Origin of the sequence: Nocardia exalbida NBRC 100660 (assembly GCF_000308575.1) — a bacterium.
GTDB classification, from domain to species: domain Bacteria; phylum Actinomycetota; class Actinomycetes; order Mycobacteriales; family Mycobacteriaceae; genus Nocardia; species Nocardia exalbida.
In genome coordinates this window covers 134,081-152,844 of the sequence record NZ_BAFZ01000099.1, presented here as the reverse complement: position 1 = coordinate 152,844, position 18,764 = coordinate 134,081, and the positions used below count along the sequence as shown (strand labels likewise).

The following is an 18,764-nucleotide window of genomic DNA, read 5'->3' as shown; positions in this document are numbered from 1 at the left end:
TCTCGTATCCGGGTCAGCTCAGGCGCTCGATGACCATCGCCATGCCCTGACCGCCGCCGACGCACATGGTCTCCAGACCGAACTGCTTGTCGTGGGTCTGCAGGTTGTTGATCAGCGTGGTGGTGATCCGGGCGCCGGTCATGCCGAACGGGTGGCCCAGCGCGATCGCGCCGCCGGAGACGTTCAGCTTGTCCTCGTCGATCTTCAGCTCCCGGGCCGAGCCGAGCACCTGCACCGCGAACGCCTCGTTGATCTCGACCAGGTCGATGTCGTCGATGGTCTTGCCCGCCAGCGCCAGCGCGCGCTTACAGGCCTCGATCGGGCCAAGGCCCATGATCTCCGGCGACAGGCCCGACACGCCGGTGGACACGATCCGCGCCAGCGGCGTCAGGCCCAGCTCCTTCGCCTTGGTGTCGCTCATGACGACCAGCGCGGCCGCGCCGTCGTTGAGCGGGCAGCAGTTGCCCGCGGTGATGGTGCCGTCCGGACGGAACACCGGCTTCAGCCCGGAGACCGCCTCGTAGGTGACGCCCGCGCGCGGGCCGTCGTCCTTGCTGACCACGGTGCCGTCCGGCAGCGTCACCGGGGTGATCTCCCGCTCGAAGAAGCCGTTCTTGATGGCCTCCTCGGCGCGGTTCTGCGAGCGCACGCCCCAGCGGTCCTGGTCCTCGCGGGTGATGCCGGTGGAGGTCGCCACGTTCTCTGCGGTCTGACCCATCGCGATGTAGACGTCGGGGATCAGGCCGTCCTCGCGCGGGTCGTGCCAGATGCCCGCGCCGCCCTCCGCGGTCTTCGCGGTGCGCGCCTGCGCCTCGGCGAACAGCGGGTTCTGCGTGTTCGGCCAGCTGTCGGAGGAACCGTTCACATACCGCGACACGGTCTCCACACCGGCGGAGATGAACACATCGCCCTCGCCCGCCTTGATCGCGTGGAACGCCATCCGGGTGGACTGCAGCGACGAAGCGCAGTAGCGGTGCACCGTGGTGCCGGGCACGAAGTCGTAGCCGAGCTGCACGGCGACGACGCGGGCGATATTGAAGCCCTGCTCACCGCCCGGTGAGCCGCAGCCCAGGATCAGGTCGTCGATCTGGGCGGGGTCCAGGGCGGGCACCTTGTCGAGCGCTGCCCGCACGATCTGCGTGGTCAGATCGTCGGGCCGCAGGTCGACCAGCGAACCCTTGCGGGCACGGCCGATCGGGGAGCGTGCGGTCGAAACGATGACGGCCTCGGGCATGAGGACTCCTTGGGTCGGACGGTTCTGGCGAACCCTTTTGTTACTTGTGCGTTCGTACCGAATCTACGTCCCGCCGCCGAGTACCGGAAGCGTGCGTCCCGCCCAGTGCGTCCAGCAGCACCGGCAGCAATTTCGCCGCGGCCAGTTCGTAGCCCGCGGCCGAGGGGTGGAATCCGTCGGCGGCGAACAGGAGCTCGGGCGCGGCCCGGAACTCGGGAGCGAGCAGGTAGCCCATCCGCACCGGATGGCCGCCCGCCACCGTCGTCGCCACGTGCTGCGCCTTGGCCAGCCGCGTGCTCCAGTTCTGCACGACGGTGCGCAGCGGCTGCGGGATGGCGGTCACGATGCCCAAGTTCGGGCAGGTGCCGACCACCACCACCGCGTCGGCGCGGCGCAACCGGGCGACCGCCGCGGCGAGCCTGCGCGCGGAGGCCCGGATCGAGTGCTTCTTGGTCACGTCGTTGGCGCCGACGAGGATGACCGCGGCATCCGGCGGCGGGCCCGCGACGAACATCGCGTCCACCTGACCGGCCAAGCCCTTGGAGGTGGCCCCGGAGATCGCCTTGGTGCTCAGGCGGATCCGCCGCCCGGTCGCCTCGGCGAGTCCGCGGGCCAGGCGAACGCCGGGCACCTCGTCGGCCACTGTGCAGCCGAGTCCCGCCGCGGTGGAGTCGCCGAAGATCATCAGATGCAGGTCGGCGTGCTTGCCCGCCCGCCACGGCTCGGGCTCAGCGCGGCCCGCGGTGTAGATGCCGTCGGCTTCCGGCGGCTTGGAGGTGTCCCGGCCGATCATGCCGCGCGCGACGCCCGCCTGCGCCATGAGCAGGCGATAGGTCGCCCACCACGCCGTTCCCGCACCGGAGCCGGCGAGCACGGCCGCGGCCCCGGTCATCGCCGCGGTGCGCCAGCGGAACTGAGGTGCGCTCACGTGAGAAATCTTACGAAAATTGGGCGAGACGACCAGCGACGAACAAGCGGAGGGCGGGCACCCGAGAGCCCGCTGGTGCGTCGTGTGCGCGTCGGCCCCGGCGCACCGAGTCCGGGCCCGCCACCGCGCGCACGTGTCCGATCACGTCCGTACCGCCTGCGAGGCGCAAGGCCACACCATGTGGAGTCCGCGACTCACGGCCACGGTTGGCGCGGCGCCGTACGAAGCGTCCGGGTGTGTTCGCTGCACGGGGTTCGCCCACGCAGCTGTTCCGAGCCGGACGTTTTGGTCGCGGCCTTCGACGCGCGGACGACCAGCCGACGTCAGCTCTATCCGACGAGGTCAGCCCGGTGCGACGACGCTGCGCAAGCGGGGATGCTCTCCGCTAGCGGAGAGCGACCTCCGCTAGCGACCGAGCAGGTATTCCCTCATCTTCGGTGAGCCGGTGCGCGAGGTCTCGATGATGTTCACGGCCTCCCGCCCGGTCAGCCCGAGGCGTTGGGCTATTTCGACCGGCACCACGTCAGCATCGCCCACGATTTCCACGAGCAGCCGGTTACGGGCCTGCTCGGCTGCGTGGACTTCCTCGCGGGCCCGTTTGAACTGGTCGGACCGTGACGGAGCGCGGCCGCCCTCGCTGCGGGCAAACACCTCGCCTGTGCCGAACAGGGCGGCTTTGGCGCGTTCGATCCGCGCCAACACCTCAGCTTCCGGCTCCGTAGTCACGCCACAACGATATCGCGGGCCGCGAGTCGCTCGTCCAGCTCACGAACCGCCCGCGAACCGGCCCACGGGGACAGCTCGCGTCGACCGCTGCCGATAGCGGCCGACAGCCGGGGTGATCGGTTCCGCGCGGTCAGGTCCGCTGCGTCGGCGACTGCGGCCGCGGCCTCGTCGATGTCGCCGAGCTGAATCAACGCGCGCTCCAGCTCCAGCGCCGATATTGCGCGGTCGCGGGTGTAGGTCGGGTTCATCATCGCGATTGCGCGTCGCGACGCCGCTGCTGCCGCGCGATGATCGCCGAGCAAGGTGAGGCATCCACCTCGGTAGGACTCGAGCATCGCGGACCCGACGAAGTAGGCGCGGGAAGCGGACGGATGGCATGGCTCGACACCGACGATCTCGCGGTCCGCATCGGCGAGCGCGTCGAGACATGCTCGCTTCTGCCCAGCGATGGCGGCGGCCTCCGCCATCCGCATGCTGACGTATGCGCGCAGCGGCCGGTCCTGGCTCTGGGCTGCCCATGCGCGGGCCGCGACCGCGTAGTCGACAGCGACGCGGGGGCGGCGCTCCCAAATCGCGAGCTGTGCGAGGTGGGTGAGCATGTAGGCCGCTAGATCAGCGTCTTCCGCGTCGTGTGCGATGTCGCGCGCCAGGTGGTAGAGCCGCGACGCGGTCGCAGGTTCTCCCGCGTCCCAGGCCAGGCAGCCCGCGAACCCGACCCATTCGGCGCGCAGCGAAAGCACGAGGGGTCGCAGCGCGGGCGAGCAGTCGCGCAGCATGGCCTCGGTGACGGCCTGCTGCGCGACGACCAACCCTTGCGCCGCAGGCGATCCCAGCATGTCGTCCAGCTGCATCGCGGCGTACAGCGTCGAGCGGACCACGTCCACACTCACTGTGTCGGCTCGCCCGGCGCCCGATAGCAGCCAACTGGCTCGCTCGCCCGTATCACCCAATCCGAGAGTGAGCAGCCCCGCCGCGATCGGCGCGGCTTTGAATAGCTGACGCCTATCCACGTCGCCCTCTTCGCGTAGCTGCGCGAACCGCTCGGCTACCTCCGGCGATGCCTTCGCCAGCGCGGTATCCAGGTCGGCGCGAGCTGCATGCCCAACCGGGCCGCCCGCCTCCCATCGTTTGATTGTGCGCGTGGAAACGCCTATGCGAGCTGCGAATTCGGATTGTGTCTCGCGGAATGCCTCGCGAAGTGCCGCGCAGTCTTGCCCCGTCCATGCCGCCACGGTAGCCATCGCACCCCCTGATGCGTCAGTCGTGGGGGACACGTTAGCCCCTCACCGTCCCCTGCGTGTCACCAATTGTCCCCACATCGGGCGATTAGCTAATTGCGGGCCCCGGCACCAGGTGAGAGCCCGTCCTTCATCCGGGCACACCACTGGCGCCGATGCGCCGCGGGAGGGCCGCGAGATCCCTGGTGCCGGGCGCACTTCGAATCGACATAGAGGGGAGCGGCGCAGGGAATGGGAGAGGGTGACAAGTTCCGACTGTCGAAGGTCGGGCAATGGGAAACCGTCGACGGCACGCCGTATGGGCCGCTGTCGCACGTGCGGTGTCCGGACGTCGACCACTGCCTACGTCTCGCCCCATACGAGCACGGGCGCATTGGGCCGCACATCCGCAACATGCCAGGCCCCTGCCGATGGGTCGGAGCAGCGATCGTGGATGACCGCAACGACATATCCCGCGACTGCCTGATCACCATCAGCCCGGTGACCGGTGTCGACCGCAGACGGTTTCCGCGGAAGACAGGCGGTGACCAAGATGTTTAAGAACGCAACGATTGTCCCGGACGACGCCACCGTGGTCCTGACGGACACTCCCGTCTCGCGGTGCCGGTTCTACCGGGAGGTTTGCGGGCTGCCCGCGCGCATCGACGGGCCATCGGGCCGAATGTTCCTGCCTTCGGGCAGCGTTGGCGCAATCACCGTGCCCGCGCAGTTGGGCGCGGTCGTGAAGATCCGGATGCAGAAACTCGGCGACCCGGCCGGGCCGATCATCTCGCACCCGCGTTCGAAGCGGTGGACGCTCCTGGTGCGGCCGGACATCCCGCACGACATGCCGCTGTTCTCTGAGTTGTTCCGGCTGAACGCGACCCTCGTACCGATCGGTGCGCAGATCGCTTTGCCGTCACCCGCTGATGGTGTCGGTGATCGGTTCCGGGTGTGGGCGCAGGCACCCAGCGACTCCTACCGGCCGGGCGCTCTCGCGGTGATCGGCGCTATCCGCGACTGCGTCCAGACCGGCCTGTACTTCGGAACCACCTAGAGCCGTCGGCAACCAGACGACGTCAGTGCTCACCAGCAGGCCCGCCGGTGAGCACTAACGCCGCCCCGTAACCGGCCGGACATCCCGGACCGGGACCAACAGGGAGGAACAATCATGCGAAAAGTATTAACTACGGCCGGACTGGTCGGCGCGGCCCTTCTCGCCGCTGCGGCACCTGTCGCCGCCGAACCGTCATACACTCCGGCCGCAGTCAAGATGTGCAACCTCGGGTTCATGCCAGTGAAGCCCACCGTCGGTGTGGGTTCGATCAACGGGAACGCATGGGCGCGCTGCGACATGGCACCCGAGACGCACCAAATGAGATTGAGCCTCGATCGCCGCGTCGAAGGCCAGTGGCGCGCGTCGAAACTGATCAGCGACGACCGTATCCCGGCGCCCCGCGTAACCTACGAAATCCACGTGGCATGCGAACCCGGATTGTGGCGGGTCACCGCCGAGGTGGTCGGTAGCCTGAACGGCACACCGTTCAGCTTCCGGGACTTCAGCATGGAGCGGCTCGTCTCCGCCGACGAATGCGCGAGAGGAAACTAATGCCAGTCACCACCGGTCGTTACGCAAGTCTGGACCAACCACTGAGCCTGCGCCACCGCTGGGGTTGGTTGCGACACAACACGGCTATGTGGCTGCGGGCGCGGAGACTCGACCCTCGGGACAACGGCGGCGGCTACACCATGCGCCGAGAATGGGGCGCGTGGACGCTGCGGCCGGTCACCGGGTGGCGGTCCATCCCGTGGGTCACCCCACCGGTCCACGCGACTCGCAGCGTGCCCGCCACCGAGCGCGACGCGGCGCTCGACTGGCACGCCGAGCAACTCGGGATTCCCCACTAGGAATTCCGAACTAGAAGCCTCAACCTGCCGCTCTTGGATTCCAGGGGGCGCAACACCGCCTGGTTTCTCAGATGGTGCGTAGAACACGACGGCGCTCGGCTAGGGGTCTCCTAGCCGAGCGTTTTGCGTGGGCGGTCGTCGAGTTCCTGAGCGACGTGTTCGAGGTCTTCGGACCGTAGACGCCTTGAATGGGCGAGGTCGGCACCGAGGTTTTGCGCGTGCCGCGCGAGCACACCGAGAACTGCTCCCCGTCTGCGCGTCGGTTCGATCCCGTCGCAGGAGGTTGATGTGCTGTCGCACGACCAGTCGTGCCCGGGTACCGGACCGGCAGGCGTCAGCCCGGTACGACGAAGCTGCCGCGAGCGGGGATGCTCGCCGCGTCGGTGGAGACGGTGACCTCGACGAGGCCGGGGCCGGTGTCCTGGAACAGCGCGTACTGGATGCTGCCGTAGATGCCGGTGACCACGACGTTGTCGTAGCTGCCCGTCGCGCCGGTGGTCACATTGCGCCACGCGACGGTGGTGCGGACCTCGCACAGCGGCGCCAGCGGGTAGATACCGGGCCCGATACCGTTCACGGGGAGCGCGCGGACATTGAGGATGGCGCGCCCCGGCCATTCGGGACCGGTGTCGGCCCAGGTGCGGATGCTGGTCCAGCACAGACCGCCGCGCGCGAGCGTCGGCACCTGCGGGAATTCGACGGTCGCCGCCTCCGCCTGCGCGCCGGATCCGACCACTAGAGCCAGCGCCGATCCGGCCAGAAGCGTTGCGGCGCGGGCGATGTTCGGCTGCCTCATGGCAGCGATCCTAAGGCTGCGGGCGCCGATTCGCGCGCACTCCGAGGCCGCTGCGCGCGGCGTGCGCGAACTCACAGTTAGTGCGTCTGCAACTATGGGGGCCATGCGCATCGCGGATCATGTCGTGGATCTCATCGGCAACACGCCGCTGGTCCGGTTGAACTCGGTCGTGGGACCGAACGCGGGGCTGGTCGCGGCCAAGATCGAATACCTGAACCCGGGCGGCAGTTCGAAGGACCGGATCGCGGTGAAGATGATCGACGCCGCCGAGCAGTCCGGGAAGCTGCGGCCGGGCGGCACCATCGTCGAGCCCACCTCCGGCAACACCGGCGTCGGCCTGGCCCTGGTCGCGCAGCAGCGCGGCTACAACTGCGTGTTCGTCTGCCCCGACAAGGTGAGCGAGGACAAGCGCAACGTGCTGCGCGCATACGGCGCCGAGGTCGTGGTCTGCCCGACCGCGGTGCCGCCGGACCACCCGAACAGCTACTACAGCGTCTCCGACCGCCTGGTCCGCGAGATCGACGGCGCGTGGAAGCCCGACCAGTACTCCAACCCCGGCGGCCCGGCCAGCCACTACGAGACCACCGGACCGGAGATCTGGCGCGACACCGACGGCAAGGTCACCCACTTCGTCGCGGGTGTCGGCACCGGCGGCACCATCACCGGCACCGGCCGATACCTGAAGGAGGTCTCCGGCGGGAAGGTCCAGATCATCGGCGCCGACCCGGAGGGCTCGGTGTACTCCGGCGGCACCGGGCGGCCGTACCTGGTCGAGGGCGTCGGCGAGGACTTCTGGCCGTCGGCCTACGACCCCGCCGTGCCGGACGAGATCATCGCGGTCTCCGACGCGGACTCCTTCGACATGACCCGCAGGCTGGCCCGCGAGGAGGGCCTGCTGGTCGGCGGTTCCTGCGGCATGGCGGTCGTCGCGGCAGTCGAGGTGGCTCGACGCGATCCGGACGCGGTGGTCGTGGTGCTGCTGCCGGACGGCGGCCGCGGCTACCTGTCGAAGATCTTCAACGACGAGTGGATGAGCTCCTACGGCTTCCTCCGCGAGCGGCTGGACGGCACCGCCGAACCACTCGTGGGTGACGTGCTGCGGGGCAAGTCCGGCGCACTGCCGGACCTGGTGCACACCCACCCGTCGGAGACGCTGCGCGACGCGATCGAGATCCTGCGCGAGTACGGCGTGTCCCAGATGCCCGTGGTCGGCGCCGAGCCGCCGGTCATGGCGGGCGAGGTCGCGGGCAGCGTGTCCGAACGCGACCTGCTGTCGGCGGTCTTCGAGGGCCGGGCCCACCTGACCGACTCGGTGGCCCAGCACATGAGCCCCTCGTTCCCGCTGATCGGTTCGGGCGAGCCCATCTCCGCCGCGACGAAGGCGCTCTCGGACACCGACGCGCTCATGGTCGTCGAGGACGGCAAGCCCGTCGGCGTGATCACCCGCCACGACCTACTCGGCTTCCTCAGCACGGGCAGCCTCGGGAAGTAGCCACGGCGGCGCGCTAGGCCGGTCTCCTGCCGCGCACCGTTTCGCGCACGCCGCCGGTGATCAGGTCGGTCCATTCGTCGGCCAGCAGGGCCAGCCGGTACCAGGCGGCGTGCACGCGCGCGTCGGACACCTTCTCGGCGGTGTGCAACAGGTGGCTGGCGTGGACGTGCGCGGCGGCCATGCGGTCGACCGTGGCGCCGACGGATTCGGCGCGCAGATGATCGGCCGACCGCTTCCCGGGCAGCTGGTCGATCAGAGACGCGTCGATGGTGGCGACCAATTCCGCTCGGCGGCAATCTATTTCGGCTGCGGCCAGCGGATCGCTGTGGCGCCTGCGGTGCAGCGCGGCGAGCGTCGCCGCCCAGCCGAGCAGGGGGTGGTCGTCCGCCTGATCGCTCGGATGACCGCCGAAGGCGGCCACGAGTTCGCGCTGATCCGGTAGCCGGCGGGCGACGCCGTGGGAACGTCGGGGCAGATGGTCACGCACGAACATGGCAGGCTCCCAGTGCATTCGGAACCGACCACGGTGCGCGAGGGTCGATCGTCAACGTGTGCATCTTCGCACCTCCGATGGTGTGGCGGTGGAGGCATCGCCCCAATGCCCTGGTCCCCCACTATCATCCGCGTTCCCCTTGGCCTGATGGTGACACCCATATGGCACCTGAATGACAAGAGGTAACAATCCTCTACCCATCCCGCCTGGGACTCGTGTGAGGCCGGCCTCGCGTACCCGCGCCTTGTGCGCGAACGTGTTTCGGCGGGCGAGCCGGGTCAGCCGGGCAAGAGGTGGTGGGACATGGCGAAGACGGCGGCGCCCGCCCGGGTGCGGTGGCCGGTCTTGGCGCGCAATTCGGTGAGGTGGTGGGTGACGGTGCGTTCGGGGAGGAGCAGTTCGGCGGCGATCTCCCGGCCGCGGCGGCCGCGCGCCGACAGGCGCAGGATGTCGATCTCGGTGGTGGAGAGGCCGTGGCCGCCGGGGCCGGGGCGGTCCGCGGCGGCGGCGATCACGGCGGTGCAGGCGTCACCGTCGAGGCGGCCCGCGGCGACTTCGGCCCCGAGGTGGGCCGCGGCTTCCTCGGGACGAGCGGCCGGACGATAGGGTCGCGCTTCGGTGCAGGCCGCGAAAATGTTCGCGGCCGCGAGTAATCGGGCCCCCGGCGACGCGTCCCGCTCACCCGGGGGATAGCCGCTGTCGAGCCGCTCGTGGTATCCCGCGGCGAACTCGGCCAGACCCGCCAGCCCGGGGCAGCGGCGCAGGATGCGTTCGGTCCAATAACCGCGCAGCCGTACGCGTTTCCAGTCCCGCGGTCCGAGCGGGCCGCCGCGGTCCCAGACCGTGCTGGACACCGCGGCCCGGCCGAGATCGTGCAACAGGGCGGCGGCCCGCAGTGCCGCCCGGTCCTCGGCGGGCACGCCCATCCGGTCGGCCGCGGCATCGGCCAGTCCGGCCACGTGCGCCGAATGCCCCAGCAGGTAACGGCCTTTCAGGTCGACGACCATGGCCAGCGCGAGGCCGGGCCGGTCGAGTTCGGTGGACGGAAGCGTGGCCCGCGCGCCCGGTTCGGCGGCGAGGACGGCGGCGAGCAGGTCGGGGACGTCGAGCACCGCGCGGAGGGCATCGGCGTCACAGACGGCGACCAGGTCGGGGTCGAGGTGCCCACCGGCCCGTCGCCGCAACTCGCCGAGGACGGCACCCTGCCTGCTCGCCACGGCGCTGAGCGCGGGACGCACCGGGTCGTGGACGGACCCATCCGCCCGATGCTCGGTTTCTTCGCGCGGGAAGCCGCCCCCCACCGGCAGGACGGCCGCGGGTTCCGCGCCGACCCCCTCCAGCGCGAGCACTGCCTGTTCGGCCACGTGCAGGATCCGTCCGGCCAGCGAGATGGCCTCCCCGCGCAGCCGGTCCGGCGCACCGAGTCCGTCCCAGCGTTCCTCCACCTCGGTCAGCGCGCGAACGGCGGCATCCGGCAGGCCCAGTCGCGATCCGAGCGCGCGGACCATCTCGCTCGACGAGCGCAGGGCCCGCGGGGCCCCGGTCCGCATCTGCGCGATGAATCGATTGCGCAGCGCGGATTGGGCGGCGGGCGACCAGTTGCCGAATCGGCGCAGCTGCGCGGTGAAGACAGTGGAATCACCGGGATCGAGCACATGGCACGCGCGTTGGAAGGCGATGTCGTCGGCATATGACTCCGCGTTCTCCGAGGCGCGGCCGGTACACCCGAGGGCGGCCAGCAGTGCGGCGAGGAAGACGGCGCGGCGCTCGGCGTCCGGCAGCCCGATCCGCTCGGCGAGGTGGGTTGCTATCAGGCAGGTGGCCAGCCCCTTTTCCAACGGCATCCCGGTGGCGAGATCGGTGGTCAGCGACAGTGCCGCGAGGACCTCGGCGGCGCGGATCGACGACATGCACCGACAGTAGTGTCCGTTCGCGGCGCGCGCAGGACCAATTCGGTTCTCCCGGACCGTAATCCGCGTCCGGATCACATCAAGGGACCGAACCCGCGCCGGCTCGCCCCACTGGACGGCCGTTCGGCCCGGAGGGGTCCATTTCGGTGTCGCGTCTCGTTCATCAGATTTTGGCAACTTATTCGCAAATCGCATTGCCGAGCGAAGTCCAGAGGTATAACCGGGCAATATGTCATCGTGGCAAACGTCATGTTGTCGACGGATAGCGAAGGGCAGGTAATGCGCACCTCCAGTTCGGCTATCGATTACCAGCAGGGATTGTCCGACGCGTGGAGTTCCGTGGCGAGGTTCGTGCCCCAGCTCGCCGGGTTCCTGCTCGTCCTGCTCATCGGCTGGCTGGCCGCGAAAGCGGTCGCCACGATCGTGGGGAAGGTGCTGGAGCGGGTCGGTTTCGATCGCCTCGCCGAGCGCGGCGGGATCCGCCAGCTGCTGTCGCGCAGTCGCTACGACGCCCGCGATCTGCTGGCGAAACTGGCGTACTACGCGATCCTGCTGCTCGCGCTGCAACTGGGCTTCGGGGTCTTCGGGTCCAATCCGGTGAGCGACACGATCGACGGCATCGTCGCCTGGCTGCCCAAGGCGGGCGTCGCGATCATCATCCTGGTAGTCGCGGGCGCGGTCGCCCACGCGACGCGCGAGATGGTAGGCAGCCTGCTCGGCGGTCTGTCCTACGGCGCGGTGCTCGGCCGGATCGCGGCGGTGTTCGTGTGGGGTATCGGCATTGTGGCGGCGCTGAACCAGATCGGCGTCGCCACCTCCGTCACGCTGCCGATCCTCATCACGGTGCTCGCCACCATCGGCGGCATCCTGGTGGTCGGCCTCGGCGGCGGTATGGTCCGCCCGATGCAGCAACGCTGGGAGAACTGGCTCAGCGAACTGGAGGAGGAGATGCCCGCGGTTCGCGGACATGCCGCGGCCTACCAGCGCGGCCGCTCGGACGCGGCTCGTGAGCAGCTGTGGATGGATCAGCAGGCGGCGCGGGGGCAGCAGTGGGAAGACCGGCCGGATGCCGGTGCGGAATGGCAGTGGGACCGGCGGGTCGATCGCGGGGAAGGCGCGCCGTGGCAGGACGGTCCGGGGCGGCAACGCCGCCAGCACGGTGCGCGAACTCGGGGACAACACCGGGGCGATGGGGCGAGGTCCGGCGGTGCCCACCCCCCGGCGCGCGAGTTCTTCGACTTCCCCGACGAGGACGATTTCCGTTAGATCAGCAATTTTTCAGTTTTCTCCGGTCCCGTACCGGCCTCTAAACAGCGCCGTTATTCGAATGCGATTCAGCAAATATTCTTCCGAAATCGCTTGTCAGCGGAAGGCATTCGCGCCGGTCAGGGCCCGGCCGAGCACCAGCTGATGCACCTCCGCGGTGCCCTCGTAGGTGAGCACCGACTCCAGATTGTTGGCATGGCGGAGCACGGGGTAGTCGAGCGTGATGCCGTTGGCGCCGAGGATGGTGCGGCATTCCCGGGCGATGGCGATGGCCTCGCGCGTGCTGTTCAACTTACCCGCGCTCACCTGCTCCGGTGTCACCACGCCGCGGTCCTTCAGCCGCCCGATGTGCAGCGCGAGCAGCTGCCCCTTGCCGAACTCCAGCGCCATGTCGGCCAGCTTGGCCTGGGTGAGCTGGTAGGCGGCCAGCGGCTTGTCGAACACCTCGCGGGTCCTGGCGTACTCGATGGTGGACGCCAGGCACTCGCGTGCCGCGCCGAGCGCGCCGAAGACGATGCCGAAGCGCGCCTCGCTCAAGCAGGCCAGCGGCGAGGCCAGCCCTCGGGATCCCGGCAGCACCGCGTCGGCGGGCAGGCGCACGTCATCGAAGTCCAGTTCCGCGGTGACCGACGCGCGCAGCGACAATTTCCGGTGCATCTCCCGCGCCGTGAACCCGGGCGTCCCCGCGGGCACCAGGAATCCGCGGATCACCTGCTTGCCCTCGTCCTCGGTCTGCGCCCAGACCACCGCGACGTCGCTCACCGACCCGTTGGTGATCCACATCTTCGCACCGTTCAACACCCAGTCCGCGCCGTCGCGCTTCGCCCGCGTGCGCATGCCGCCGGGGTTCGAGCCGAAGTCGGGTTCGGTGAGCCCGAAGCAGCCGATCGCCCGTCCCGCGGCCAGTTCCGGCAGCCACTGCTGCTTCTGTTCCTCCGAGCCGAATTCGTGGATCGCGGTCATCGCCAGCGAACCCTGGACCGAGACCATGCTGCGGACACCCGAGTCGACCGCCTCCAGTTCCTGGCAGGCCAGGCCGTAGGTGGTCGCAGACATGCCCGCGCAGCCGTATCCCTCCAGATGCATGCCGAGCAGTCCCAGCTCGCCCAGCTCCGGGGCGAGTTCGCGGGCCGGGAAGGTGCCCGCCTCGAACCAGTCCGCGATGTGCGGCCGCAGCCGCCGAGCCGCGAAGGCCGCGACGGTGTCCCGGATCTCGCGCTCGTCGTCGGACAGCAGTGCGTCGGTAGCGAACAGTTCTTCCACAGTGACCATGGATTCAGCCTAAATGGGGCGAGTCCCGTGAGACCGAACTCACGTCCCCTGCCAGCGGTCGAAAGATTTCCGACGTAACTACGGCAGTCCCGTAAATCGACCGGACCGGCGGAGCGGGATCCCGCTGCGTCGACGCCGTCGCGGAGGTTTGCCCGATTCTCCTGCGGGCGCGGCCGAGATATGCGCACACCTGGAAGTTGCCCGGGGATCGCCCCGATTAGGCTGACTCTCATGAGCGAGCTGGGATTCTCCACACGGGCCGTGCACGCCGGGTATGAACCCGATCCGCAGACCGGCGCGGTGAATGTGCCCATCTACGCGAGTTCGACGTTCGCCCAGGACGGCGTGGGCGGTTTGCGCGGCGGTTTCGAGTACGCCCGCACCGGCAACCCGACGCGCTCCGTGCTGGAGGCGAACCTCGCCGCGCTGGAATCGGGCCGCTACGGCCGGGCGTTCGCCTCCGGCATGGCCGCGACCGACTGCGCGCTGCGCGCCACGCTGCGTCCGGGCGATCACATCGTGATCCCCGACGACGCCTACGGCGGCACCTTCCGGCTGATCGACAAGGTCTTCAGCCAGTGGGGGATCGAGCATTCACCCGCGCACGTGTTCAACGTCGACGAGATGCGCGCCGCGATCCGGCCGAACACCAAGCTGGTGTGGATCGAGACCCCGACCAACCCGCTGCTGAGCATCGGCGACATCCCGGCACTGGCCGAGGTCGCGCACGCGGCGGGCGCGAAGCTGGTCGTCGACAACACCTTCGCGACCCCCTATCTCCAGCAGCCCCTGCTGCTCGGCGCCGACATCGTGGTGCACTCCACCACCAAGTACCTCGGCGGCCACTCCGACGTCATCGGCGGCGCGCTGATCACCGACGATCCGGAACTCGACGCGGCGTTCGCGTTCCTGCAGAACGGCGCCGGCGCCGTCCCCGGCCCGTTCGACGCTTTCCTCACACTGCGCGGTATCAAGACCCTCGCGCTGCGGATGGACCGGCACTGCGACAACGCCGAAACCGTCGCCGAGTTCCTGTCCCGGCATCCCTCGATCTCGCAGGTGATCTACCCCGGTCTGCCGGAGCACCCGGGCCACGCTGTCGCGGGCAAGCAGATGCGCCGGTTCGGCGGGATGATCTCGGTGCGACTGCACGGCGACGTGGAGGCCGCGCGCAAGTTCTGCTCGCGGACCGAGGTGTTCACCCTCGCCGAGTCGCTGGGCGGCATCGAATCGTTGATCGAGCATCCGGCCGCGATGACGCACGCCTCCACCGAGGGGTCCGAGCTGGAGGTGCCCGCCGATCTGGTGCGGCTCTCGGTCGGTATCGAGGATGTCAGCGACCTGCTCGCGGACATCGAGCAGGCTTTGAGCTAGGTTCACGGATATGAGGAAGCGGCCGCACCCGATGATCGGGCGCGGCCGCTCGTGTCCGCGGGGGTGTCGGCCGGGCGCGGGGCCACGGCCGAGTGCGTCAGCTGTGGTAGGGCTCGGCGCTGATCAGGGTGACCTTCATCGTGTTGCCGTTGGGCAGGGTGTATTCCCTGGTCTCGCCCACCTTGGCGTCGATGAGCGCGCCACCGAGCGGGGAGTTCGGCGAGTAGGTCTCCAGCTTCGAATCGCTGAGACCCTCCTCACGGGTGGCGATCAGGAAGGTTTCGGTGTCCGTCTCGTCGCCGTCGTAGTAGACCTTGACGACCGACCCGGGAAGCGCGACGCCGGACTTGGTCGGTGCGACGCCGACCTTGGCATTGTTCAGCAGTTCCTGAAGCTGGCGAATGCGCGCCTCCTGCTGACCCTGCTCCTCGCGGGCGGCGTGGTACCCGCCGTTCTCCTTGAGGTCGCCCTCTTCCCGGCGTTCGTTGATCTCGGCGGCGATGACCGGACGGTTGGCGATGAGCGCGTCGAGTTCGCTCTTGAGCCTGTCGTGCGACTCCGGGGTCAGCCAGGTCACTTGCGTCTCAGTCATCTCGATCACTCCCTAGTAGTTGTTCCCGGCAGGCCGGGATTCCCTGAGCACTGGCGTGTACCCACCCGGAAGCGGGCATGCACCAGTCGACGGCTAGAGCGATCCTGGGAAGTTCATCGAACCCCGACAGGCCCTGGTCGCGGGCATGCTCGCAAGCCCGAACCGTCAGCGCTGGCCGCCAATGCAGCAAACACGGCTCCGAGCCCCGGAACCGTGTATCACGCCATTTTAGCATGATTCACAAATGTGCAGGTCGGAGTTGATTTCGTAGGCAGGTCGCCGGTGTATGCGCGGAAATCAGCCAGCTCGCAGGTAGCCGGGTACCCGATCGCTGCACGCGTACACACTGCTCGACGCGGGCCGCGCCGACGAGCGCACGACGGTGGTCAGCTCCACCGTCCCGCTGCTCGACGGTTCGATCAGCACTTCGCGTCGGCCGAGTTCGGAGCCGTCGCGCGCCATCGCGCGGACGAAACACACCACCGGCCGCTCCGGGTCGGCGCGGGTGACCTTGAGCCGGATGGTCATGGTCGAGTCGTCGACGACGACATAGCCGAGCTGCTCGGCCTCGATGTCCTCCGGCCCGTACTTCTGGTACCCGAGATAGGCCACGCCGAGTCCGGCGAGCACCACCAGTACGCCGAGCACCGGCACGATCCAGCGGCGCGGCTCGCGGGGCCGGGTGCCGTACCGGTCGGCGGGAGGCAGGCCCGGTGACGCCGCCGCGGCCTTCGCGTCACCGCCGGGCTCCTGCGCGGGCTGGCTCATGGTGATCGCTCCCGGGGGGTACGTCGGAACAAATGTGGGTCGAATGGAACTATAGGTAACGAAGCCCCGACACCCGCGACCGAGAGCGACGGAGAACGAGACGTGAGTGGCCTTCGCCTCATGGCGGTGCACGCCCACCCAGACGACGAGTCCAGCAAGGGTGCCGCGACGACCGCCCGCTACGCAGACGAAGGACACGACGTCCTCGTCGTGACGCTGACCGGCGGAGAGCGCGGAAGCATTTTGAACCCGGCCATGGACACCCCCGGCGTCCTGGAGCGGATCCACGAGATCCGCCGCGAGGAGATGGCCGCCGCGGCGCGCGCGCTCGGCGTGCGCCAGCACTGGCTCGGATTCGTCGACTCGGGGCTGCCCGAGGGTGACCCGATGCCGCCGCTGCCCGAAGGCAGTTTCGCGCTGGTTCCGCTGGAGGAGGCCACCGAGGCCCTGGTGCGCGTGGTGCGCGAGTTCAAGCCGCACGTGATGACCACGTACGACGAGACCGGCGGCTACCCGCACCCCGACCACATCCGCTGCCACGAGGTGTCGATGGCGGCGTTCGAGGCGGCCGGGGATCCCGAGCGCTTCCCCGAGGCGGGGGAGCCGTGGACGCCGCTCAAGCTGTACTACGACCACGGCTTCAGCATGCGGCGGATGGAAACCTTCGCCGCGGAGTACGAGCGTCTCGGCGAACCGTTCCCGATGCAGGAATGGCTGGACCGGATGCGCAAGTACACCGCCGAGCGCGGTGACATGTTCGCCCGGATCACCACCCAGATCGAGTGCGCCAAGTACTTCCCGCAGCGCGACGACGCCTTGCGCGCGCACGCGACGCAGATCGACCCGAACGGCGCGTTCTTCGCCGTTCCGCTGGAGATGCAGCAGCGGTTGTGGCCGACCGAGGAGTTCGAGCTGGCCAAGACCCGGGTGCGCACCGAGCTGCCGGAGACCGACCTGTTCGCGGGCATCGAGGACGAGCGGTCGTGACGCTGGTCCTGCTCGCCCAGACGCCCGGGACGCCGACCGGCCCCGAGTTCGGTAAAGCGTCGCCGCTGGGTCTGGTCATCGTCCTGCTCCTGCTCGCGGGGACCTTCCTGCTGATCCGCTCGATGAACCGGCACATCAAGGGCCTGCCCGCGACGTTCGAGCCCGAGCACCCCGAACCGGACCAGGAGGCCGACGAGGGGACCGAGCACGGCATCACCCATCGTGCCGACGGGACCGAGGGCGCGGGCCCGGAAGGGCGCGCCGAATCGAGCTGACCGGGCGCTGAGCCCGCTGATCCGCTCTTTGTCACTTTTCCGCACTCTCTTTCGTCGATGAGGTAGTCGCGGCACGAATCACGGCCCGTCCGTCCGGAGGGCCTGCTCACGCATTCGTCGCTCGCGTCTGCTTCCGAACGCTGAGAGTCAGGACGAGCAATGACATTCGACGAACTGCGCGCCGCGCTGCCCGGTCGCGTGCTGGTGGCGGGTGACGAGGGTTTCCAGGCCGCGGCCAGGCCGTGGACGACGACGGTCACCCAGCCGGTGGCCGCCGTGGTGCGGGCCGCTGACGCGGGCGACATCGCGACCGTCGTCCGGTACGCCGCCCGCGTCGGCGCGCCGGTGGTGACCCAGCCGACCGGTCACGGCGCGTCCGGCGGAGTGCCCGACGCGATCCTGGTGCGCACCGGGCAGCTGGACGACATCGAGATCGATGCCCAGCGGCGGGTGGCGCGCGTCGGCGCCGGAGCGGCGTGGGGCCGGGTGCAGGCCGCCGCCGCCAGGCACGGCTTGACCGGCCTGGCGGGCAGCAATCCGGTGGTCGGCGTCACCGGCTACACCCTCGGTGGCGGTATGGGCTGGTTCGGCCGCAAGTACGGCTGGGCCAGCGACGCCGTGCGCGCGTTCGAGGTGGTGGACGCCGACGGCGCTCGGCGGCGGATCACGACCGAGGACGATCCGGACCTGTGCTGGGCGCTGCGCGGCGGCGGTGGCGACTTCGCCGTGGTGACGGCGCTCGAGTTCGACCTGTTTCCCGCGCCGGAGCTGTTCGGCGGCCGCACGCTGTGGCCCGAAGCGCGGATCCGCGAGGTCTTCGACGTCTTCCAGGAGATCACCGCCGCCGCGCCCGAGGACCTGAGCGTGTGGTTCCAGCGCTTGCAGATCCCCGACGCACCGCCCATGGTCGGCCTGGACGCGGTATACCTCGGCGATCCGGATCGCGGGCGTGCGTTGCTCGCGCGGCTCGACGCCATCGGGAACCCGATTCTCGACCGGCGCGGCGTTTTCGGGCCCGCCGATATCGGCGCGGTCACCGGCGAACCGACGGACCCGAGCCCGGCGCTGTCGCGTGCCGAGCAGCTCACCGATCTCGGCGACGCCGTGGTCGAGACCCTGATCGATGAGCCGGTCGCGCCGCTGGCGAACGTGCAGATCCGGCACCTGGGCGGCGCCATGGCCACCGCCCGGCCGGACGGTGGCGCGCGCGGCCCGATCGCGGAGCCGTACCTGCTCTACTGCCTCGGTCTCGGGCTGCCGCACCTCGCCGACGCGGTGACCGCGCGGCGCACCGCCCTCGTCGACGCGGTGAGCGGGCAGATCAGCGGCAGCAAGCCGTACACCTTCCTCACGCCCGGCGAAACCGCCTCGGCCGCTTTCGATTCTGCGACGCTCACCCGGCTGCGCGAGATCAAGCGCGCCCGGGACCCGCACGGTGTTATCCGGGCCAACTATCCGGTGCTCGGATAGACCGGCGGCGGCTCGGCCGAGGCCCGCTGGTGGTCTCGGTCCCGCCGCGGTTCCCA

The 18,764-nt window shown here is 69.5% G+C and carries 19 protein-coding genes; 9 read left to right on the top strand and 10 right to left on the bottom strand.

Annotated features, from left to right (window positions below):
• Positions 1–13: 13 nt before the first annotated feature.
• From ON29_RS23945 to ON29_RS23930, 4 genes are all read right to left on the bottom strand, one after another.
• Entirely contained in the window at positions 14–1,234 is a 1,221-nt protein-coding gene (locus tag ON29_RS23945) for an acetyl-CoA C-acetyltransferase (RefSeq protein ID WP_040869638.1), read from the bottom strand.
• Between the two features lie 40 nt (positions 1,235–1,274).
• Entirely contained in the window at positions 1,275–2,126 is an 852-nt protein-coding gene (locus ON29_RS23940; protein ID WP_051175545.1) for an SGNH/GDSL hydrolase family protein, read from the bottom strand.
• A 441-nt stretch (positions 2,127–2,567) separates the two neighbouring features.
• Positions 2,568–2,864 carry a hypothetical protein gene (locus tag ON29_RS23935; RefSeq protein ID WP_040869636.1) on the bottom strand — a complete coding sequence of 99 codons (297 nt, stop codon included), beginning with the start codon at positions 2,862–2,864 and terminating at the stop codon, positions 2,568–2,570.
• Positions 2,865–2,884: 20 nt separating this feature from the next.
• The gene (locus ON29_RS23930) at positions 2,885–4,129 is read right to left on the bottom strand and encodes an NsdA family TPR-like regulatory protein (protein WP_040869634.1); all 1,245 of its coding nucleotides are present in this window, start codon (positions 4,127–4,129) and stop codon (positions 2,885–2,887) included.
• 529 nt (positions 4,130–4,658) lie between these two features.
• On the opposite strand from ON29_RS23930, the gene ON29_RS23925 reads away from it, so the two are divergent.
• The 3 genes from ON29_RS23925 to ON29_RS23915 all read left to right on the top strand — a co-directional run bounded on the left by ON29_RS23925 (position 4,659) and on the right by ON29_RS23915 (position 6,013).
• Complete coding sequence (locus ON29_RS23925; RefSeq protein ID WP_051175544.1) at positions 4,659–5,162, top strand: hypothetical protein; 504 nt, start codon at positions 4,659–4,661, stop codon at positions 5,160–5,162.
• 240 nt (positions 5,163–5,402) lie between these two features.
• A complete protein-coding gene (locus ON29_RS23920) occupies positions 5,403–5,714 on the top strand; it encodes a hypothetical protein (RefSeq protein ID WP_157172878.1) in 312 nt (103 codons plus the stop codon).
• Positions 5,714–6,013: a hypothetical protein gene (locus ON29_RS23915; protein ID WP_157172877.1), complete on the top strand. Its 300-nt coding sequence runs from the start codon at positions 5,714–5,716 to the stop codon at positions 6,011–6,013. Before ON29_RS23920 ends, ON29_RS23915 begins: the two co-directional genes overlap by 1 nt.
• A gap of 334 nt (positions 6,014–6,347) precedes the next feature.
• Here the strand turns inward: ON29_RS23915 and ON29_RS23910 are convergent, their stop codons facing one another.
• The gene (locus tag ON29_RS23910) at positions 6,348–6,809 is read right to left on the bottom strand and encodes a hypothetical protein (RefSeq protein ID WP_040869630.1); all 462 of its coding nucleotides are present in this window, start codon (positions 6,807–6,809) and stop codon (positions 6,348–6,350) included.
• A 103-nt stretch (positions 6,810–6,912) separates the two neighbouring features.
• Here ON29_RS23910 and ON29_RS23905 point away from each other — a divergent pair, with 103 nt between their 5' ends.
• A complete protein-coding gene (locus tag ON29_RS23905; protein ID WP_040869628.1) occupies positions 6,913–8,301 on the top strand; it encodes a cystathionine beta-synthase in 1,389 nt (462 codons plus the stop codon).
• Between the two features lie 13 nt (positions 8,302–8,314).
• Here the strand turns inward: ON29_RS23905 and ON29_RS23900 are convergent, their stop codons facing one another.
• Positions 8,315–8,794: a DUF4254 domain-containing protein gene (locus ON29_RS23900; RefSeq protein WP_051175529.1), complete on the bottom strand. Its 480-nt coding sequence runs from the start codon at positions 8,792–8,794 to the stop codon at positions 8,315–8,317.
• A 278-nt stretch (positions 8,795–9,072) separates the two neighbouring features.
• Entirely contained in the window at positions 9,073–10,704 is a 1,632-nt protein-coding gene (locus ON29_RS23895; RefSeq protein ID WP_040869627.1) for an HD domain-containing phosphohydrolase, read from the bottom strand.
• A 279-nt stretch (positions 10,705–10,983) separates the two neighbouring features.
• On the opposite strand from ON29_RS23895, the gene ON29_RS23890 reads away from it, so the two are divergent.
• Positions 10,984–11,970, top strand: a complete 987-nt coding sequence (locus ON29_RS23890; protein ID WP_245549085.1) for a mechanosensitive ion channel family protein — start codon at positions 10,984–10,986, stop codon at positions 11,968–11,970.
• A 96-nt stretch (positions 11,971–12,066) separates the two neighbouring features.
• On the opposite strand, the gene ON29_RS23885 is transcribed toward ON29_RS23890, so the two are convergent.
• A complete protein-coding gene (locus ON29_RS23885) occupies positions 12,067–13,242 on the bottom strand; it encodes an acyl-CoA dehydrogenase family protein (protein WP_040869626.1) in 1,176 nt (391 codons plus the stop codon).
• A 231-nt stretch (positions 13,243–13,473) separates the two neighbouring features.
• On the opposite strand from ON29_RS23885, the gene ON29_RS23880 reads away from it, so the two are divergent.
• Positions 13,474–14,616, top strand: a complete 1,143-nt coding sequence (locus ON29_RS23880; protein ID WP_040869624.1) for a cystathionine gamma-synthase — start codon at positions 13,474–13,476, stop codon at positions 14,614–14,616.
• A gap of 97 nt (positions 14,617–14,713) precedes the next feature.
• Here ON29_RS23880 and greA read toward each other — a convergent pair whose 3' ends face one another.
• Both greA and ON29_RS23870 read right to left on the bottom strand, forming a co-directional pair.
• Complete coding sequence (gene greA / locus ON29_RS23875; RefSeq protein WP_040869622.1) at positions 14,714–15,208, bottom strand: transcription elongation factor GreA; 495 nt, start codon at positions 15,206–15,208, stop codon at positions 14,714–14,716.
• Between the two features lie 297 nt (positions 15,209–15,505).
• Positions 15,506–15,976 carry a DUF4307 domain-containing protein gene (locus ON29_RS23870; protein WP_083864031.1) on the bottom strand — a complete coding sequence of 157 codons (471 nt, stop codon included), beginning with the start codon at positions 15,974–15,976 and terminating at the stop codon, positions 15,506–15,508.
• Positions 15,977–16,078: 102 nt separating this feature from the next.
• Here ON29_RS23870 and mca point away from each other — a divergent pair, with 102 nt between their 5' ends.
• The 3 genes from mca to ON29_RS23855 all read left to right on the top strand — a co-directional run bounded on the left by mca (position 16,079) and on the right by ON29_RS23855 (position 18,708).
• Positions 16,079–16,963, top strand: a complete 885-nt coding sequence (gene mca / locus ON29_RS23865; RefSeq protein WP_245549084.1) for a mycothiol conjugate amidase Mca — start codon at positions 16,079–16,081, stop codon at positions 16,961–16,963.
• Positions 16,960–17,238, top strand: a complete 279-nt coding sequence (locus ON29_RS23860; protein WP_040869618.1) for a hypothetical protein — start codon at positions 16,960–16,962, stop codon at positions 17,236–17,238. Before mca ends, ON29_RS23860 begins: the two co-directional genes overlap by 4 nt.
• A 159-nt stretch (positions 17,239–17,397) precedes the next feature.
• Positions 17,398–18,708 carry an FAD-binding oxidoreductase gene (locus ON29_RS23855; RefSeq protein WP_040869616.1) on the top strand — a complete coding sequence of 437 codons (1,311 nt, stop codon included), beginning with the start codon at positions 17,398–17,400 and terminating at the stop codon, positions 18,706–18,708.
• Positions 18,709–18,764 lie beyond the last annotated feature (56 nt).